The sequence below is a fragment of the Streptomyces sp. NPDC059828 genome (assembly GCF_042731955.1).
Lineage (GTDB): Bacteria > Actinomycetota > Actinomycetes > Streptomycetales > Streptomycetaceae > Streptomyces.
The window spans coordinates 73766-89952 of the sequence record NZ_JBHWIW010000022.1 but is presented as its reverse complement, the minus strand read 5'-3'; the positions used below and the strand labels follow the sequence as shown (position 1 = coordinate 89952).

Below are 16187 nucleotides of genomic sequence, written 5' to 3'. Positions count from 1 at the left end.
CGGCGGGAGTCGGCACGGGTCATCGGGAATCTCGCGGAAGCCGGAATTTTTCCGCCCCTCGATTCCGTCACTATAGAAGCCCGTCATCCGCGTGCGACCGCCGCCCTGCGCCGAACGTCGTTGTGGGGGGCACGACAAATTCGAGGCAATACCGAGGATCCGAGGATCGAGTCTTGACTGAGCAGCTGCGACTGATGGCCGTCCACGCGCACCCCGACGACGAGTCGAGCAAGGGCGCGGCGACGATGGCCAAGTATGTGTCCGAGGGGGTGGACGTGCTGGTCGTCACCTGCACGGGGGGCGAGCGCGGCTCCATCCTCAACCCGAAGCTCCAGGGCGACAAGTACATCGAGGAGAACATCCACGAGGTGCGCCGCAAGGAGATGGACGAGGCCCGCGAGATCCTCGGCGTGAAGCAGGAGTGGCTCGGTTTCGTCGATTCCGGCCTCCCGGAGGGCGACCCGCTGCCCCCGCTGCCGGAGGGCTGCTTCGCGCTGGAGGACGTGGACAAGGCGGCCGGTGAGCTGGTGCGGAAGATCCGCGCCTTCCGCCCGCACGTCATCACCACGTACGACGAGAACGGCGGCTACCCGCACCCCGACCACATCATGACGCACAAGATCACGATGGTGGCCTTCGAGGGCGCGGCGGACACCGAGAAGTACCCGGAGTCCGAGTACGGCGAGGCCTGCCAGCCCCTGAAGCTCTACTACAACCAGGGCTTCAACCGCCCGCGCACGGTGGCCCTGCACGAGGCGCTGCTCGCGCGCGGTATCGACTCCCCGTACGGAGAGTGGCTGGAGCGCTGGAAGGAGTTCCAGCACGCCGAGCGGACGCTGACGACGTACATCCCGTGCGCCGACTTCTTCGAGACCCGCGACAGGGCGCTGATCGCACACGCGACGCAGATCGACCCCGAAGGCGGCTGGTTCCGCGTGCCCATGGCGATCCAGACGGAGATCTGGCCCACGGAGGAGTACGAGCTCGTGAAGTCCCTGGTGGGTACCTCCCTCCCCGAGAGCGACCTCTTCGCGGGCATCCGCGACAATGCCTGACATGAGCGCAAGCGCAAACCTCGCCCTGACGCACCTCGCCCCGCTCGCCGCGCAGGAGCTGGACAAGAACAAGGTGACCCCCGGGGTCCTCGGCTTCGTCGTCTTCGCGGCACTCGCGGTCGGCGTGTGGCTGCTGATGAAGTCGATGAACCGCCACATGGGCCGCGTGAACTTCGAGGAGGCACCGGAATCCGGCACGGCTCCGAAGAGCACGGCCGCCTCCGGGACCAGCTCCAAGGAGTAGCCCCGCCCGCCCGGGCCGCGGCGCCGACGGGCGGCCTTCCGGACCCGGCCCCGACAGAGGGGGGCCGGGTCGCCGGTGCGGCGGCCACCAGGGAGTCGGGCTGCTGTGCTGTGTCCGCTCGTGGGTACGTCACACCGGGGCTTCGGCCCCGGGGTGCCGCTGAAAGCCGCGGACCTCCACCACGGTCTTGAGATCAGCGGTGTTCGCGAGGATCCCGCTGCCCCCGCGCCCCCCGCGTGGAGGGGCCATGGACCGCCAGGTCGGCCCGCACCCCGCACGCGGCCCCCGCGCGGGCGCGGCGCGGGATCAGGCCGTCGGTACGCCCATCACCTCCCGCGCGTGCCGGTCCGGCACCATCCCCAGCGACCAGGCCTGCCAGCCGTCCTCCAGGCGGACCCCGCGCTCCAAAACCAGGGCGAAGGTCTCCATGAAGTCCTCCAGCTTCGGGTCGCGGCTCGGGTGAGGGGCGCCCAGGAGGGCGGACAAGTCCTCCTGGGCGACGACGGTGCCGACCTCGATCCCGCCCGCCGAGGCGTACGGGAGGAGCGTGCAGCGCAGGAAGCGGGCCCAGTCGCCGCCGCGGCGGTCGGCGTACGAGGCGAAGAGGGCGATCGCCTCGTCGCAGAGGGCGAGGGCCTGGGCCGGGCGGTCGTTGCCCGCGTCGATGACGGCGAGTTCGAGACAGGTCCAGGCCTCGCCGTGGGCCACTCCGACGCGGCGGAAGTCGGCGCGGGCGTCGACGAGGAGCTGGCGGGCGAAGCCGGAGTTGCGGAGGTTGCCGGTTCGCGCGGCGCGCTGGTCGCGGGTGGCGCGGCCGGAGTGGTGGCGGGCGCAGGCCAGTCCGTACACGTCCCGCATCCGCGAGAACATCGTGCGGGCCCGCTCCAGTTCCCGTACCGCCTGGTCGCGGTCGCCCTGCTCCTCCAGTGACTGGCCCAGGTAGTACAGCGTCCACGCCTCACCACGCGCGTCCTCGTTGTCGCGGTGCCGGGACAGGGCCTGCCGCAACTGCTCGACGGCGGGCGCCGGATCGCCGTCGACCAGCCGGGCGCGGGCGAGCTGCGTAAGCGCCCACGCCTCGCCGCGTTCGTCCTGCGTGCGGCCGTAGAGCCCGAGGGCCTCGCGCAGTTCCGACTCGGCCCGCGGCACATCGCCCATCCGCAGGCAGACCTGGCCCAGCTGGAAGTGGGTCCAGGCCTCGCCGTGCAGGGACTCACCGCCGCGATGCAGCGTCAGTGCGGTGGAGAGCAGGGTCAGCGCCTCCGCGAGATTCGCCCGGTCCCGCTCCACCGCGGCGAGCGCGTGCAGCGTCCAGGCGCGGTCGGCGGCCAGCGTCTCGGACGCCTGGAGTCCGAGCGCCTCGCGCAGCTTCGCCGCGGCCTCAGGGAGACTGCCCTGGTGGTGCAGGGTGATACCGAGTGAGCACAGGGCCCTGGCGGCGCCCGCGTCGTGCTGCGCCTCGCGGTAGAGGTCCACCACCGACGTCAGGGTCGTACGTGCCTTGTCCAGCTCGCCGAGCTGGCGCGCCGCGATACCCGTACGCCACTGGACCGAGCGGATCAGCAGCCCCTGGTCGACGGCCTGGGTCAGTTCGCTGATCTCGCCGAGGCGGTAGAGGTCGCCCCGCAGCAGGCAGTAGTCGCACAGGGCCCCGAGCAGATTCAGTACGGCCTGCTGGTCGATCCCCTCCGCGTGCCGCAGCGCCGCCGTGATGAAGCTGGACTCGTCGTCGAGCCAGCGCAGCGCCGCCTCCAGCGAGGAGAAGCCATGGCCGTTGAAATGGTCGGCGCGGGTCGAGGTCTTGCCGTCGACCAGCCGGATCACCGAGTCGGCCAGCTCCGCGTAGCCGATGATCAGACGCTCCTGCGCGGCGGTGCGCTCCGGCTGTTCCTCCTCGTCCAGCAGACGTGCGTGGGCGAAGGCCCGGACCGCGTCGTGCAGGCGGTAGCGCTCTCCGCGCACATGGTCCAGCAGCCCGGCTCCGGCGAGCGCCGACAGCAGCCGCTGGCCCTCCGGCTCGTCCGTGCCCAGCAGCGCCGCGGCCGCGGCGGCACCGAGCGAGGTGCGTCCCGCGAGCGACAGCCTGCGCAGCAGCCGGCGGGCCTGCTCGCTCTGGTCGGTGTAGCGCAGCCACAGCGCCCGCTCGACGGGGCCCACCGGGCCGTACGCGGACAGTGCGGCGGCCAGCTCCTGCAGGGTGCGCGTCCCGAGGGAGGACCCGGCGGTACGCAGCGCGAGCGGCAGCCCGCCGCACAACTCCCGCACGGAGTCGCCCGACTGGGCGTCGTAGGGTCCGTCCTTGCTCCCCTGCGACCTCACTTGCGGCCCCTCCTGAGGATTGTCCTGCGGCTTCTCGGCGGCCGACGCCAGCAGCTCCTCCGCGCCCGCCGCGTCCAGCGGCTCCACCGGCAACTGGTGCACCCACGCCACGACCTCGTCGCCGAGCTCGGCCGGCTCCAGGGGCCGACGGGAGGTGACCAGCACGAGCGAGTCCGAACGCTCCGGGATCAGGGTCCGGATCTGGGCGGGGTCGCTCGCGTCGTCCAGTACGACGGTCACCGGCAGGCCCGTCAGATGCTGGTGGTACAGCTCGCTCAGCCGCCGTGCCTGCTGTTCGGGCGAGGACGACCGCTCCCGGAACAGCAGCTGCTCGCGCGGGGCGCCCAGCCGGTTCAGCAGGTGCAGCAGCGCGTCCCGGGTGGGCAGGGGCTGCTCGCCGCCGGCCGGATCGCCGCGCAGGTCGACGACGCACGCGCCGCGGAACTGATCCCTCAGTTCGTGCGCGGCACGCACCGCGAGGGTAGTGCGCCCCGAGCCAGGTTCGCCGTGCAGCACCACGACCGTGGGCTTCGTCTCCGTCGAGGCCCGTGCGGCGTGCACCCACTGCGCGATCCGCGCCATCGCCTCGCGGCGGCCCGCGAACGGCCCGTCCGGAGCGGGCAGGTGTCCGAAGGACTGCTCCAGCACACTGCGCCTGCGGGCCGCCTGGCTGCGGTCGCCACCGCGCAGCACCGGGCCGCTCGCCTTCGTGGTGCCCGTGGTCCGCTTCCTCCCCGTCTCGGGTCCTCGCCGGGCCGTGGCCGCCGCCGACAGCATGCGCTGCTGGTCGAGGAACGGGCGGATGCCCCGTACCTCCAGCGCCGTCAGCCACGCCAGCCTCAGCTGCTCCGGACCGCCGGGCTGCCCCAGCGCCCCGGCCCTGCGGTGCGCGGCGGGCCAGTGCGAGGCGGTCACCTTGGCCACGGTCGTGGCGGCACCGGCGACGGCCACCACGGCTCCGGCCCCGATGGCCGTGCCCGTGGCTGTGCCGAGTGCCATGTCCGCGCCGATCGCCGCGAGTGCCGCAACGGCCGTGACCAGCGCGGGAGTCGACAGGTTCTGGCGCCGGAAGCCAGCCGCCAGGGGCTGCCGCTCCGCCTCGGCCTCATCGACGGCACGGGCGTACGCGGCGTACTCCTCCTGCGCCGCGGCCGCGATCGTCTCCAGCGCCGCCCGCCCACGTGCCAGCAGCGGGACGGCGTCGATACGTCCGCCCGAACGGCGCGCCTCCTCGTCGACCGCGCGTATCAACAGCCGCTCGGCTTCCGCTCGATGGCTGTCCCGCATATGGGTCCCCCTCCGAGAGATTCCGCTTGTGATGACAAGTGTCCTGCGTGACGGGCGTTGGCGCGAGGGAGTCCCTGCCTCCTATTCATCACCCGATAAGAGGACGTTTGTCCTGGTCTGTGTTGGGCACTTGATCCATATCGGAGAAACGCCGGACGAACGGAGGGCCGGAAAACCGGACGAGCGAGCAGACCGAGCAGGAAGGAGCCCCCTTATAGGCAGACCCTTCAGCCGCTGCGGATCACCGGAGACACCGGACAGAGCGAGCAGAACCGAGGAGGCCAATGACGTACTGACAACGGTGAATCTCGGGGAAGCGAGAGCGGGGAGAGAAGCGATCTCTCCCCGCTCCGCCGTTTCCGGGCCGCATCCGACTCATCCGTCCCTTCCGTGGCCGGCAGAAGCTACTCGTGCGTTCCTCACAGGTGCCTGATGACAGCTGTGACTGTCGACGCCCCTCGCCCCGTGACAGCTTTATGGGTGTCACCGGGCCGAAGGAGCGAGATGAACAAGGGGTACGCGGTCTACTGCGACGCTGACCGGCGTTTCTACGACGCCCCGCACCGGCTCACCGCGATCACTGCGACCGGCTCGGGCGCCGTGCGCAACCCGGCCGGCCAGGGGCTCGGCCAGCTGTACGAGGCGGCGCGACGCGAGGCGCCCGCGGGCTGGCAGCGGCACCAGTCGGGCGACTGGCTCGCCTTCCGCCCCCTGGACACCCAACTCCCCGCGCAGGGCTGGAAGATCCACGTCTCCGCCTGCCTCGACAACGCCGAGAAGGTGCTCGCCCAGGTCTGGGACTACTGCCTGCCCCGGGACATCGCCTTCAAGTTCATGCCGAGCCGCTACCTCCTGCACACCCGCAACGCCAAGTACGCCGACCGCGCCGGAAGCGGCAAGTTCATCACGGTGTACCCCGCGGACGACGCGCAGTGCCGCACCATCGCCGAAGACCTCGACGGGCTGCTCGCCGGGGAGCCGGGGCCGTACATCCTCAGCGATCTGCGCTGGGGGAGCGGGCCCGTGTACCTGCGGTACGGCAGCTTCACGGAGCGGCACTGCCGTGACGAGCAGGGCGAGTTACGCCCTGCCGTCGAGGACGCCGAAGGGCGGCTCGTACCGGATCGCAGGGAACCGGCCTTCCACCTGCCGTCCTGGGTGCCCCTCCCCGACTTCCTCCGGCCGCATCTCGCCGCCCGCTCCGCGACCACCATGACCGGCGTCCCGTACACCGTCGAACGGGCCCTGCACTTCTCCAACGGCGGGGGCGTCTACGTCGGCCGCGATGACCGCACCGGCCGAAGAGTCGTCCTCAAGGAAGCACGGCCCCATGCCGGGCTCGCCGCCGACGGGGCCGATGCCGTGACCCGGCTCGAGCGCGAGAGACACGCGCTGGAACAGCTCGCGGGGCTGGGCTGCACACCCGAGGTGCTGGACTGGTTCACCCTGGGCGACCACAGGTTCCTGGTGATGGAGTTCATCGAGGGGCGCCCGCTCAACAGCTTCTTCGCACGGCGGCATCCGCTCATCGAGCAGGACCCGTCCGACGAGGCCCTCGCCGACTACACCGCCTGGGCGCTGCGCATCCACGGGCTGGTGACGGAGGCGGTCGAGGCGGTGCACGCCCGTGGCGTGGCCTTCAACGACCTGCATCTGTTCAACATCATGGTCTCCGATGACGAATCGTCGGTGGTCCTGCTGGACTTCGAGGCGGCGGCCGGCATCGCGGAGGACCGCAGACAGGTCATCGCCAACCCCGGCTTCGTGGCGCCCGCCGACCGCCGTGGCGCCGATGTCGACCTCTACGCTCTCGCCTGTCTGCGGATCGCCCTGTTCCTGCCGCTGACCAGCCTGCTGGCGGTGGACCGCGGCAAGGCGGCCCATCTGGCCGACATCGTGGCGGAGCACTTCCCGGTGGACCGGCCCTTCCTCGACGCGGCGGTCGCGGAGATCACCCGAGGACGCCCGGCCCAGCCCCTGACCCCGGCTCCACACTCGTCCAGCCCACCGCGGACGACGGGCTATCTGCCCGTCGAGCCGGGGGACTGGCCCCGCAGCCGTGACTCGATGGCCGCCGCCATCCGCGCCTCCGCCACCTTCGGACGCGACGACCGCTGCTTCCCTGGGGACATCGCCCAGTTCGCCTCCCCCGTGGGCGGTGCCTGCTTCGCCCACGGTGCGGCGGGGGTGCTCCACGCCCTGGCGGAGACCGGCTGCGGCCGGTGGCCCGCGGCCGAGGAATGGCTGCTGCGGGCGATACGGAAACCCGGCCCGGGCACCCCGCTCGGCTTCTACGACGGACTCGCGGGCATAGCCTGGACCCTGGACCGGCTCGGGCACACCGCTGCGGCCCTGGAACTCGTGCACATCATCAGGGCCCAGGACTGGTCCGGTATGCCGCCCGACCTGCACAGCGGCCTCGCCGGAATCGGGCTCGCGCTCGACGCACTGGGAGCGTCCACGGGTGACAGCTCCCTGCTCGACGCCGCGCTGCACTGCGGCCGGCTCGTGGCGCAGAACGCGTCCACGGGCAAGCCCGCCCAGCGGGCCGGACTGCTGCACGGAGCGAGCGGCACGGCCCTGCTCCAGCTCAGGCTGTACGAACGCACCGGCGATCCCGCCCTGCTCGCCGTCGCCGCCGACGCGCTGAACCGCGACCTCGACCGCTGTGTGCGGGGTGCGGGCGGGGCGCTGCAAGTGGACGAGGGCTGGCGGACCATGCCGTACCTCGGCGCGGGCAGCGTGGGCATCGGCATGGTGCTGGACGACTGGCTCGGCCACGGCGACGACGAGCGCTTCACCCGGGCACGGGGTGAGATCGTGCAGGCCGCGCAGGCGAAGTTCTACGCCCAGCCCGGCCTGTTCCGCGGCGCCGCCGGAATGGTGCTCCATCTGAGCCGTACGGCCGCGACCGGTACCGGAGCCGATCCCGGTACTACACCCGCCGACCTCGCCCGGCAGATCGGCGTGCTGGCCTGGCACGCCGTCCCCTTCGAAGGCCATCTCGCCTTCCCCGGCGAGCAGATGATGCGGCTGTCCATGGACCTCGCCACCGGCACGGCCGGATGCCTGCTGGCACTCGGCGCGGCGCTGCACGGCGCACCGGTCCAGCTGCCCTTCCTGCCGCCACCCCCCACCGGCCGCTGACGCGGCCCCAGAGCTGGCTCCTGGGCGCGTGCGCGCAGGGGTCATGGCAACACCAACCGTCCCCGTATGACGAACGAAAGGCAGACAATCATGTCTCTTCTCGACCTTCAGACGATGGAGACCGCCAAGGACGAGCACGCGGAGGAGTTCGGGGGTCACGGCGGCGGCAGCCGCGCGAGCCTGCTGCTCTGCGGTGACAGCAGCCTGAGCGTCACCACCTGTAACTGATCACAGCCGATCGATCTCGGCTCTGGCCTCGACCGGGCCACGGCATCGTGCGGAGTCGGTTCCGCACGATGCCGGCCCCGGTCCTGGTCCACCGGTCCCGGGCGGTCTTCCGCCCGGGACCGGTCCCGTTGATACGACCCGGAGGACGAGGGACGCGCACGCCATGAGTCACCATCAGTCTCACGGGGAGGCCGCCGGGCAGACCTCCGGGGGCGCGCGGCGGCTGCTGTCCGGGGCCGCGCGTGCGTCGGGCGTACGGCTCGTGGCCATCGCCGCCGCAGGCATCGTCTCGGCAGCAACCGCGATCGCCCTCCCCGCCGTGCTGGGCCACACACTCGACCTGCTGCTCGACGGCGCGGTGACCACCGGGGCGGCCGGGACATGGATCGGCCTCTGCGCCGCGCTGATCGTCGCGGACATGCTGAGCGACAGCGCATCGGCCCTCCTCACCGGCACCGTCACAGCCCGCTCCGCCGCCTGGATACGCGGACGCGCGCTGCGGCACCTGCTGGCGGTGGGGCCCCGGGGAGCCGGCCGCTTCAGTCCCGGCGACCTGGTGACCCGGCTGACGGGCAACGTGACCGAGGCCGCCGTGGCCCCGGCCACCGTCGCCGCTGCCGTGCCCGCCCTCGCCCTTCCGCTCGGCGGCCTGGTGGCCCTGCTGCTGATCGACGTGTGGACGGCGGTCGCCTTCCTGGCGGGAGCACCGGTGCTGGTGCTGCTGCTGCGCGCCTTCACCCGCGACACGTCCGACGCGGTGACGCGGTACCAGCGGGTCCAGGGCGATATCGCTGCCCGGCTCGTGGAGGCGCTCGGCGGGGCGCGTACGGTCGCGGCGGCCGGTACACAGGAGTGGGAGCGTGCCCGGGTCCTGGCGCCGCTTCCCGAACTCGGGCTGCGCGGACGCCAGGTGTGGCGGGTGTACGGCACGGCCGTCGCCCGCGGCGCGGTCCTCGTGCCACTGCTGGAGACCGGGGTGCTCGCGGTCGGGGGACTGCGGCTCGCGGCCGGAGAGCTGACGGTGGGCGAGCTGCTGGCCGTCTTCCGCTACGCCTCGCTGGCCGCCGGGATCGGTGCGGTCGTAGGACAGCTGGCGGCGCTGATACGCAGCCGCGCGGCGGCCCGCCGCACCGCGGCGCTGCTGGCCGTACCCGCCATGACATACGGGACGCGGCAGCTCCCCGAACACGGGCCCGGACGACTGGAGTTCCGGCAGGTCACGGTGGTACGCGAGGGGCGGTCGGTACTGAGGGAGGTGGACCTGGTCGTGCCCGGCGGCGCCACGCTCGCCGTGGTCGGACGCTCGGGCGCGGGCAAGTCGGTCCTGGCCGAGCTGGCCGGACGCCTCGCCGACCCCGACGGCGGGACCGTACTGCTGGACGGCATCCCCCTGTCCGAGCTCGAACGGGGGGCGCTGCGACGCGAAGTGGGCTACGCCTTCGAACGCCCGGTGTTGTTCGGCGCGACGGTGCACGAGGCGCTGGCCTTCGGCCCGTACGAGCCGGACGAGCCCGCCGTGACCGCCGCGGCCCGTGCGGCGGGAGCCGACCCGTTCGTCCGCCGCCTCCCCACCGGCTACGCCACCCCGCTCAGCGACGCGCCCCTCTCCGGTGGCGAGGCCCAACGGCTCGGTCTGGCCAGGGCCTTTGCCCACGCGGGCCGTCTGCTGGTGCTCGACGACGCCACATCGAGCCTCGACAGCGTGACCGAGCGCCAGGTCGTCCGCGCCCTGCTGCACGACGTCCGCGCCGGAACCCGTGTGGTGATCGCCCACCGGGCGTCGTCGGCCGCCCGTGCCGACCTCGTGGCCTGGCTCGACGACGGCAGGATCAGGGGCGTCGGGCCGCATGCCGCGCTGTGGAGGCTGCCGGAGTACCGCGCGGTGTTCGCGGCGGAGGCCGATGACCACGGTGTCGGCGGTGAGGGCCGTGAGTGCGGGGACCGCGGCCGCAGTCACGACGGCGGGGCGCCTCAGGGGGCGGCGCGATGACCGGCCGGGGGAGTGCCGCGGCGGCCACGGACAAAGCGCCGGGCCAGGAGTCCGTCCACCCGGAAGCCGCCGGGGCGGCGCACGGTACCCAGCGGCCCGACGCCAGCCGCGGGCGGGGCGCGTTGCGGCGGGTGCTGGGGCGTGCGGTTCCGTTTCTGGCGACGCGCAGACGGGTGCTCGTGGGGCTGGCCTGCTGGTCGCTGCTGGAGTCGGGGCAGACCTTCCTTGGCGGATACGGCGTGGCCATGGCGCTGGACCGAGGTTTTCTCGACGGCCGGCCGGCGGTGGGGCTGGCTTGGCTTGCGGTGGCCGGCGTGGCGGTCGTCGCGGGCGGGGTGGCCACGGACCGGATGTTCCGGAGGCTCGCGGACCTCGTCGAGCCGCTGCGGGACGGACTGGTGCGCCGGGTCGTGACCGGTGCGGTACGGGGCTCCGTCTCCGGCGCCGCCGACCGTACGGCGGTGTCCCGGCTGACGCACCAGACGGAGGCGGCCAGAGACGGGTTCGCCGGACTCGTGCTGGTGCTGCGGTCCTTCGTGTTCACCTGCGCGGGGGCCCTGCTGGGGCTGATGGCACTGGCTCCCGCGCTGCTGCTGGTGGTGCTGCCGCCGCTGGCCGTCGGGCTGGCCCTGTTCGCCGCGGCGCTGGGCCCGATGGCCGCGCGGCAGCGGGAGTTCCTCCACGCGGACGAGCAACTCGCCGAGCGGTTCGGCGAGATCGTGCCGGGGCTGCGGGACGTGGTGGCATGCGGTGCGCAGGAGCGTACGGCCCTCGCCGCAACGGAGCTGATCGAGGCCCAGACGCGGGCCGCCCGTTCACTCGCCCGATGGGCCGCCGTACGCACGCTGGCGCTGGCGCTGTCCGCGCAGCTCCCGATCGTGCTGCTCCTCGCGGCGGCGCCCTGGTTGCTCCGGCAGGGCGTCACCGCGGGGGCGCTGCTCGGAGCGCTCACCTATCTGACGCAGGCTCTGCTGCCCGCCCTGCACACGCTGATGACGGGACTGGGGGCGGCCGGCGCCCGGCTGCTGGTGATCCTGGACCATCTCACGGGCGGCAGCGGCTCCGGGAGCCGTCCCGGGGAACGGGCCGCCGAGGAGGACGAGGACGCGGAACGGGTGCCGGTGCGCGCTCCGCGCATGGAGCTTCGGGCGGTGACGTTCGCGTACGGCCCGGGCGCCCGGCCCGTCGTGGACGGGCTCGATCTCGTCGTGGAGCCCGGCGAGCACCTCGCCGTGGTGGGGCCCAGCGGTATCGGCAAGTCCACGTTGTTCGCACTGATGGGCGGGCTGCTGGCGCCGGACAGCGGGGACATACGGCTCGACGGGGTGCCGGTGCGGCGGAGCCCCGGCCGGTACGCGTCCGCGTACACGCGTGCCCTGATACCGCAGGAGGCCTATGTGTTCACCGGCAGCCTGCGCGAGAACCTGCTGTACCTGTGCCCCGGAGGGGCGCCGTCCACCGCGGTGGAGTCCGCGGCGGCGGTGATCGGCCTCGAACCCCTGGTGCAGCGGCTCGGCGGTCTCGACGCACCTGTCGACCCGGCCGCCCTGTCCCAGGGAGAGCGGCAGCTTGTCGCGCTGACCCGCGCGTATCTCTCGCCCGCCCGGCTGGTGCTGCTGGACGAGGCGAGCTGCCACCTGGACCCGGCCGCCGAGGCCCGCGCCGAACACGCCTTCGCCACCCGCCCCGGCACCCTGATAGTGATCGCCCACCGACTCACATCGGCCCGCCGGGCCTCCCGTGTACTGGTCCTGGACGGCGTACACGCCACCTCCGGTTCGCACGAAGACCTGCTGGTGCGTTCGGAGCTGTACCGGGACCTGGTGGGCCACTGGGAGGCCGGGACCGAGGCTGAGACCGGGGCCGCGACCGGCTGAGACCGGGTTGGCGATCGACTGAGTGCTCGTCAGACCCAGCCCGCGTGCTGGGAGATGCGTATCGCGTCGACCCGGTTGCGGGCCCCCGTCTTGCGGGTGATCGCGGACATGTAGTTGCGGATGGTGCCCCGGGACAGATGCAGATTCCGCGCTATCTCGGCGACCGTGGAACCCTCGGCGGCCAGCCGTAGCACGCTCAGTTCGCGGGGTGTCAGCGGCATCTCCGCTGCCTGCAGGAAACCAAAGGCGAGGGATTCGTCGACGAAACGTTCCCCCGCGGCGACGCGCCGAATACCTTCGAGTAATCGCTGGGGGCCACCGTCCTTGCTGACGTACCCCAGTGCGCCGGCGTCGAAGGCGCGCCGGAGCAGGCCGGGCCGGGAACCCGTCGCGAGCACCAGCAGTGCTGTGCCCATTCCGGCGATGCGCCGGGCGAGTCCGGCCACCGCGCCGAGCATGGTCGAACCCGGGCAGTCGACGTCCACGACGCAGACATCAGGCCGCAGTGACTGTGCCTGTACCGCTGCGGAGCGCCAGGAGGAGGAGATGACCTCGAAGTCGACCTCCTTTCCCAGCAGGGCGGTCAGTGCCGACCGCATCAGGCTGGTGTCGTGCACGAGCAACACCCGTATCAACCTGTCGCCTCCTGTCGCGTGTGTGCGGTGCCCCTTCGCGCCGCACACATCCAGTCAGTCAGTCGTACAACCGGTGCCCCGTGATGCGGCGGCTAGTCGGTCCTTGGGAGGCACGGGAGCGCACGGTCCTCCATCTGTGCGCCGGGGCGTGCGCAGGCGCGCTCTTCCGCGCGCGAGAGGTGTACGCGCTCCCTTGTACCAAGGGCCCCGTTTTGCACCCAGGCCCCCGCTCGTCGGCTGCCCCTGTGGCGTACGGGCGGGGCGGGAGAGGAGGCGCAAGGACGGGGGCACGCCCAACCGACTCGCACAGGAGACGTGCCTGTACCCCCTCCGGCACGCGGACAGGCCCCGTTGACTGGTGACCCTGGGGGCCGTGCGCGTTCGAGAAGCCCGGCGGCGCGATGTGCCGGCCTTCCTGAGCGTGGGCCACAGCGCCTGGCACTGGTGCCAGTGCACTTGTTGAACCGTAAGCGCCGACCGGGTGGTGGGCGCCGCTGACGGCGAGAGGCTACCGCTCAGCCTGCCGACGGGGCGTCGTTGCCGCTCGCCCACCGCGTCTGCGTGACCGATCTCCCTCGGTCCGTGCTGGCCGCTGATGAGAGCGCCCACGCAGATGTTGGTCGTCAGATGGTTCCCGGGTCCACGGTGACGGAGAAGGGCGCGGCGGCCTTGATCATGCCGGTGAACATCTCGCCCTCCCTGTAAGCCCTGGTGGCGGGGTCGAGGACGTAGGTGTAGGTGATCGGGACGCCGGTGGCAGCCTGTTCGATGCGCCAGTAGAAAGGGATGCCGGCCTTGGCGTACTGGTCCACCTTCACGATCCTGTCGGTGGTCTCCGAGCCGGGCGAGACGACTTCGACGACCAGGAGCACGTGTTCGGGGCGGGTGGGCGTGAGATCGATGGTCTCCGCCCGGTAGACGGTGACATCCGGACGGCGGTTGGTCAGGGGAACGTCCTGCAGGCGGACGTCGAAGTCCGTGTCGGCGTTCCAGTCCGGGCCTGCGGCAGCGTCCAGGGCATTGGCCAGGAGCCGGGCCAACCGGTTGTGCCGCTTGGAGGCGCTCGGGCTCACGACGACCATCCCGTCCACGATCTCAATGCCGGCACACTGCTCTTCGGACCAGGAGTCGTACTGCTCCGCGCTGATCTGGGTATGCATCCATGCGGGCGCCACCATCTCGGCGGTCATGGTGTGCCTCCTTCGCGGAGCTTCCACAGTTCCGGTGCTGCTGGGCTCAGCCTACTGTCCTGTGGTCCCGAGGCCCCCGCCTTCGGGAAGGGACGATCTTGTGCAGCGCAGTTCGGCCGTGCGAGGCAGGGCCCGTGCGGGCCTCGCCGACGGGTTGGGGCGTTGTGAGAGGCTGGCCGTATGAACCGGCTGGCTGGTGTGACCTCGCCTTATCTGCTTCAGCACGCTGACAATCCGGTCGACTGGTGGCCTTGGGAACCGGGCGCGTTCGAGGAAGCCCGGCGGCGCGACGTGCCGGTCTTCCTGAGCGTGGGCTACAGCGCCTGCCACTGGTGCCACGTCATGGCACACGAGTCCTTCGAGGACGACGACACCGCTGCGTACCTGAACGAGCACTTCGTGCCCGTCAAGGTGGACCGTGAAGAGCGCCCCGACGTGGACGCCGTGTACATGGAGGCGGTGCAGGCGGCCACCGGGCAGGGCGGCTGGCCCATGTCCGTGTTCATGACGCCGGACGGGCAGCCCTTCTACTTCGGCACGTACTTCCCGCCCGAGGCCCGCCATGGGATGCCGTCTTTCCGGCAGGTGCTCGAAGGCGTGCACGCCGCGTGGACGGGGCGGCGCGACGAGGTCGGGGAGGTCGCGGAGAAGATCACCCGCGATCTGGCGGCACGGCGGCTGGACCTTGGGCCGGGCAGTGGGGCGCCGGGGGATGAGGAGGCCGCCGCCGCGTTGCTGAGTCTGACCAGGGACTATGACGCGGTGAACGGCGGATTCGGCGGGGCGCCGAAGTTCCCGCCGTCGATGGTGGTCGAGTTCCTGCTGCGGCACTACGCGCGCACCAGGGCCCAGGGAGCCCTGGAGATGGCCGCGGACACCTGCGAGGCGATGGCCAGGGGCGGGATCTACGACCAGCTCGGCGGCGGATTCGCACGCTACTCGGTGGACCAGCGCTGGGTGGTGCCGCACTTCGAGAAGATGCTTTACGACAATGCGCTGCTGTGCCGGGTCTACGCCCATCTGTGGCGGTTGACCGGGAGTGACCTGGCCCGCAGGATCGCCCTGGAGACCGCGGACTTCATGGTGCGGGAGCTGCGCACCACCGAGGGCGGCTTCGCCTCGGCCCTCGACGCCGACAGCGCCGTCGAGGCGGGAAGCGAACGGCACGTGGAAGGGGCGTACTACGTCTGGACGCCCGCCCAGCTCGTCGCCGCGCTGGGTGCGGAGGACGCGGAGTTCGCCGGGCGCTGCTTCGGGGTGACCGAGGAGGGGACCTTCGAGGAGGGCGCCTCCGTGCTCCAGTTGCCGCAGGACGGGCCGGCTGAGGATGCCGCGCGGGTCGCCTCCGTACGGGAGCGGCTGCTCGCCGCGCGGGAGCTGCGGCCACGGCCGGGGCGGGATGACAAGGTCGTCGCTGCCTGGAACGGGCTCGCGATCGCCGCGCTCGCCGAGGTGGGGGGTTACTTCGACCGGCCCGATCTGGTCGAGCGGGCGATGGAGGCCGCCGATCTGCTGGTACGGCTGCACCTGGACACCGGCGCGCGCCTGGTCCGCACCTCCAAGGACGGCCGGGCCGGTGTCAACGCCGGTGTGCTGGAGGACTACGCCGATGTCGCCGAGGGCTTCCTCGCGCTGACGTCCGTCACCGGCGAGGGGGTCTGGCTGGAGTTCGCCGGGCTGCTGCTCGACGGGGTGCTGGACCGGTTCACCGGACCCGACGGGGAGCTGTACGACACCGCCCATGATGCCGAGCAGCTCATCCGGCGTCCGCAGGACCCCACCGACAACGCCGCGCCCTCCGGCTGGAGCGCCGCCGCGGGCGCCCTGCTCTCCTATGCGGCGCACACCGGGTCCGAGGCTCATCGCGGCGCCGCGGAGCGGGCGTTGGGCGTGGTCAAGGCGCTGGGTCCGCGGGTGCCCCGCTTCATCGGCTGGGGGCTCGCCGTCGCCGAGGCGCTGCTGGACGGGCCGCGTGAGGTCGCGGTGGTCGGTCCGCAGGACGACCCCGCGACGCGTGCCCTGCACCGGGCTGCGCTGCTCGGCACCGCCCCGGGCGCCGTGGTCGCGGCCGGAGAGCCGGACAGCGGGGAGTTCCCGCTGCTCGCGGACCGGCCGCTGGTAGGCGGGGGGCCTGCCGCGTATGTGTGCCGGCACTTCGTCTGCGCCGCGCCGGTGACCGACGATGCGGCGCTGGAGCGGGAGCTGACCCCGTAAG

At 72.3% G+C, this 16187-nt stretch carries 10 protein-coding genes; 7 read left to right on the top strand and 3 right to left on the bottom strand.

Features of this window, described 5'->3' with window-relative positions:
* Positions 1 to 173 precede the first annotated feature (173 nt).
* Positions 174 to 1055: a mycothiol conjugate amidase Mca gene (mca, locus tag ACFV6V_RS15915; protein WP_385564750.1), complete on the top strand. Its 882-nt coding sequence runs from the start codon at positions 174 to 176 to the stop codon at positions 1053 to 1055.
* Positions 1048 to 1299: a hypothetical protein gene (locus ACFV6V_RS15910; RefSeq protein WP_385564747.1), complete on the top strand. Its 252-nt coding sequence runs from the start codon at positions 1048 to 1050 to the stop codon at positions 1297 to 1299. The genes mca and ACFV6V_RS15910 overlap by 8 nt, the downstream gene beginning before the upstream one ends.
* A gap of 306 nt (positions 1300 to 1605) precedes the next feature.
* Here the strand turns inward: ACFV6V_RS15910 and ACFV6V_RS15905 are convergent, their stop codons facing one another.
* A complete protein-coding gene (locus tag ACFV6V_RS15905; RefSeq protein ID WP_385564744.1) occupies positions 1606 to 4905 on the bottom strand; it encodes a tetratricopeptide repeat protein in 3300 nt (1099 codons plus the stop codon).
* A gap of 504 nt (positions 4906 to 5409) precedes the next feature.
* Here ACFV6V_RS15905 and lanKC point away from each other — a divergent pair.
* From lanKC to ACFV6V_RS15885, 4 genes are all read left to right on the top strand, one after another.
* Positions 5410 to 8052, top strand: coding sequence for a class III lanthionine synthetase LanKC (lanKC, locus tag ACFV6V_RS15900; protein WP_385564741.1), 2643 nt, complete (start codon positions 5410 to 5412; stop codon positions 8050 to 8052).
* Between the two features lie 90 nt (positions 8053 to 8142).
* Positions 8143 to 8280: a SapB/AmfS family lanthipeptide gene (locus tag ACFV6V_RS15895; RefSeq protein ID WP_385564739.1), complete on the top strand. Its 138-nt coding sequence runs from the start codon at positions 8143 to 8145 to the stop codon at positions 8278 to 8280.
* Between the two features lie 163 nt (positions 8281 to 8443).
* Complete coding sequence (locus ACFV6V_RS15890) at positions 8444 to 10270, top strand: ABC transporter ATP-binding protein (RefSeq protein ID WP_385564736.1); 1827 nt, start codon at positions 8444 to 8446, stop codon at positions 10268 to 10270.
* The gene (locus ACFV6V_RS15885; protein ID WP_385564733.1) at positions 10267 to 12147 is read left to right on the top strand and encodes an ATP-binding cassette domain-containing protein; all 1881 of its coding nucleotides are present in this window, start codon (positions 10267 to 10269) and stop codon (positions 12145 to 12147) included. Before ACFV6V_RS15890 ends, ACFV6V_RS15885 begins: the two co-directional genes overlap by 4 nt.
* Before the next feature lie 29 nt (positions 12148 to 12176).
* Here ACFV6V_RS15885 and ACFV6V_RS15880 read toward each other — a convergent pair whose 3' ends face one another.
* Positions 12177 to 12746, bottom strand: coding sequence for a response regulator transcription factor (locus ACFV6V_RS15880; RefSeq protein WP_385564803.1), 570 nt, complete (start codon positions 12744 to 12746; stop codon positions 12177 to 12179).
* 659 nt (positions 12747 to 13405) lie between these two features.
* Positions 13406 to 13972 carry a Uma2 family endonuclease gene (locus ACFV6V_RS15875; RefSeq protein ID WP_385564730.1) on the bottom strand — a complete coding sequence of 189 codons (567 nt, stop codon included), beginning with the start codon at positions 13970 to 13972 and terminating at the stop codon, positions 13406 to 13408.
* 180 nt (positions 13973 to 14152) lie between these two features.
* Here ACFV6V_RS15875 and ACFV6V_RS15870 point away from each other — a divergent pair, with 180 nt between their 5' ends.
* Complete coding sequence (locus ACFV6V_RS15870; RefSeq protein WP_385564727.1) at positions 14153 to 16186, top strand: thioredoxin domain-containing protein; 2034 nt, start codon at positions 14153 to 14155, stop codon at positions 16184 to 16186.
* Position 16187 lies beyond the last annotated feature (1 nt).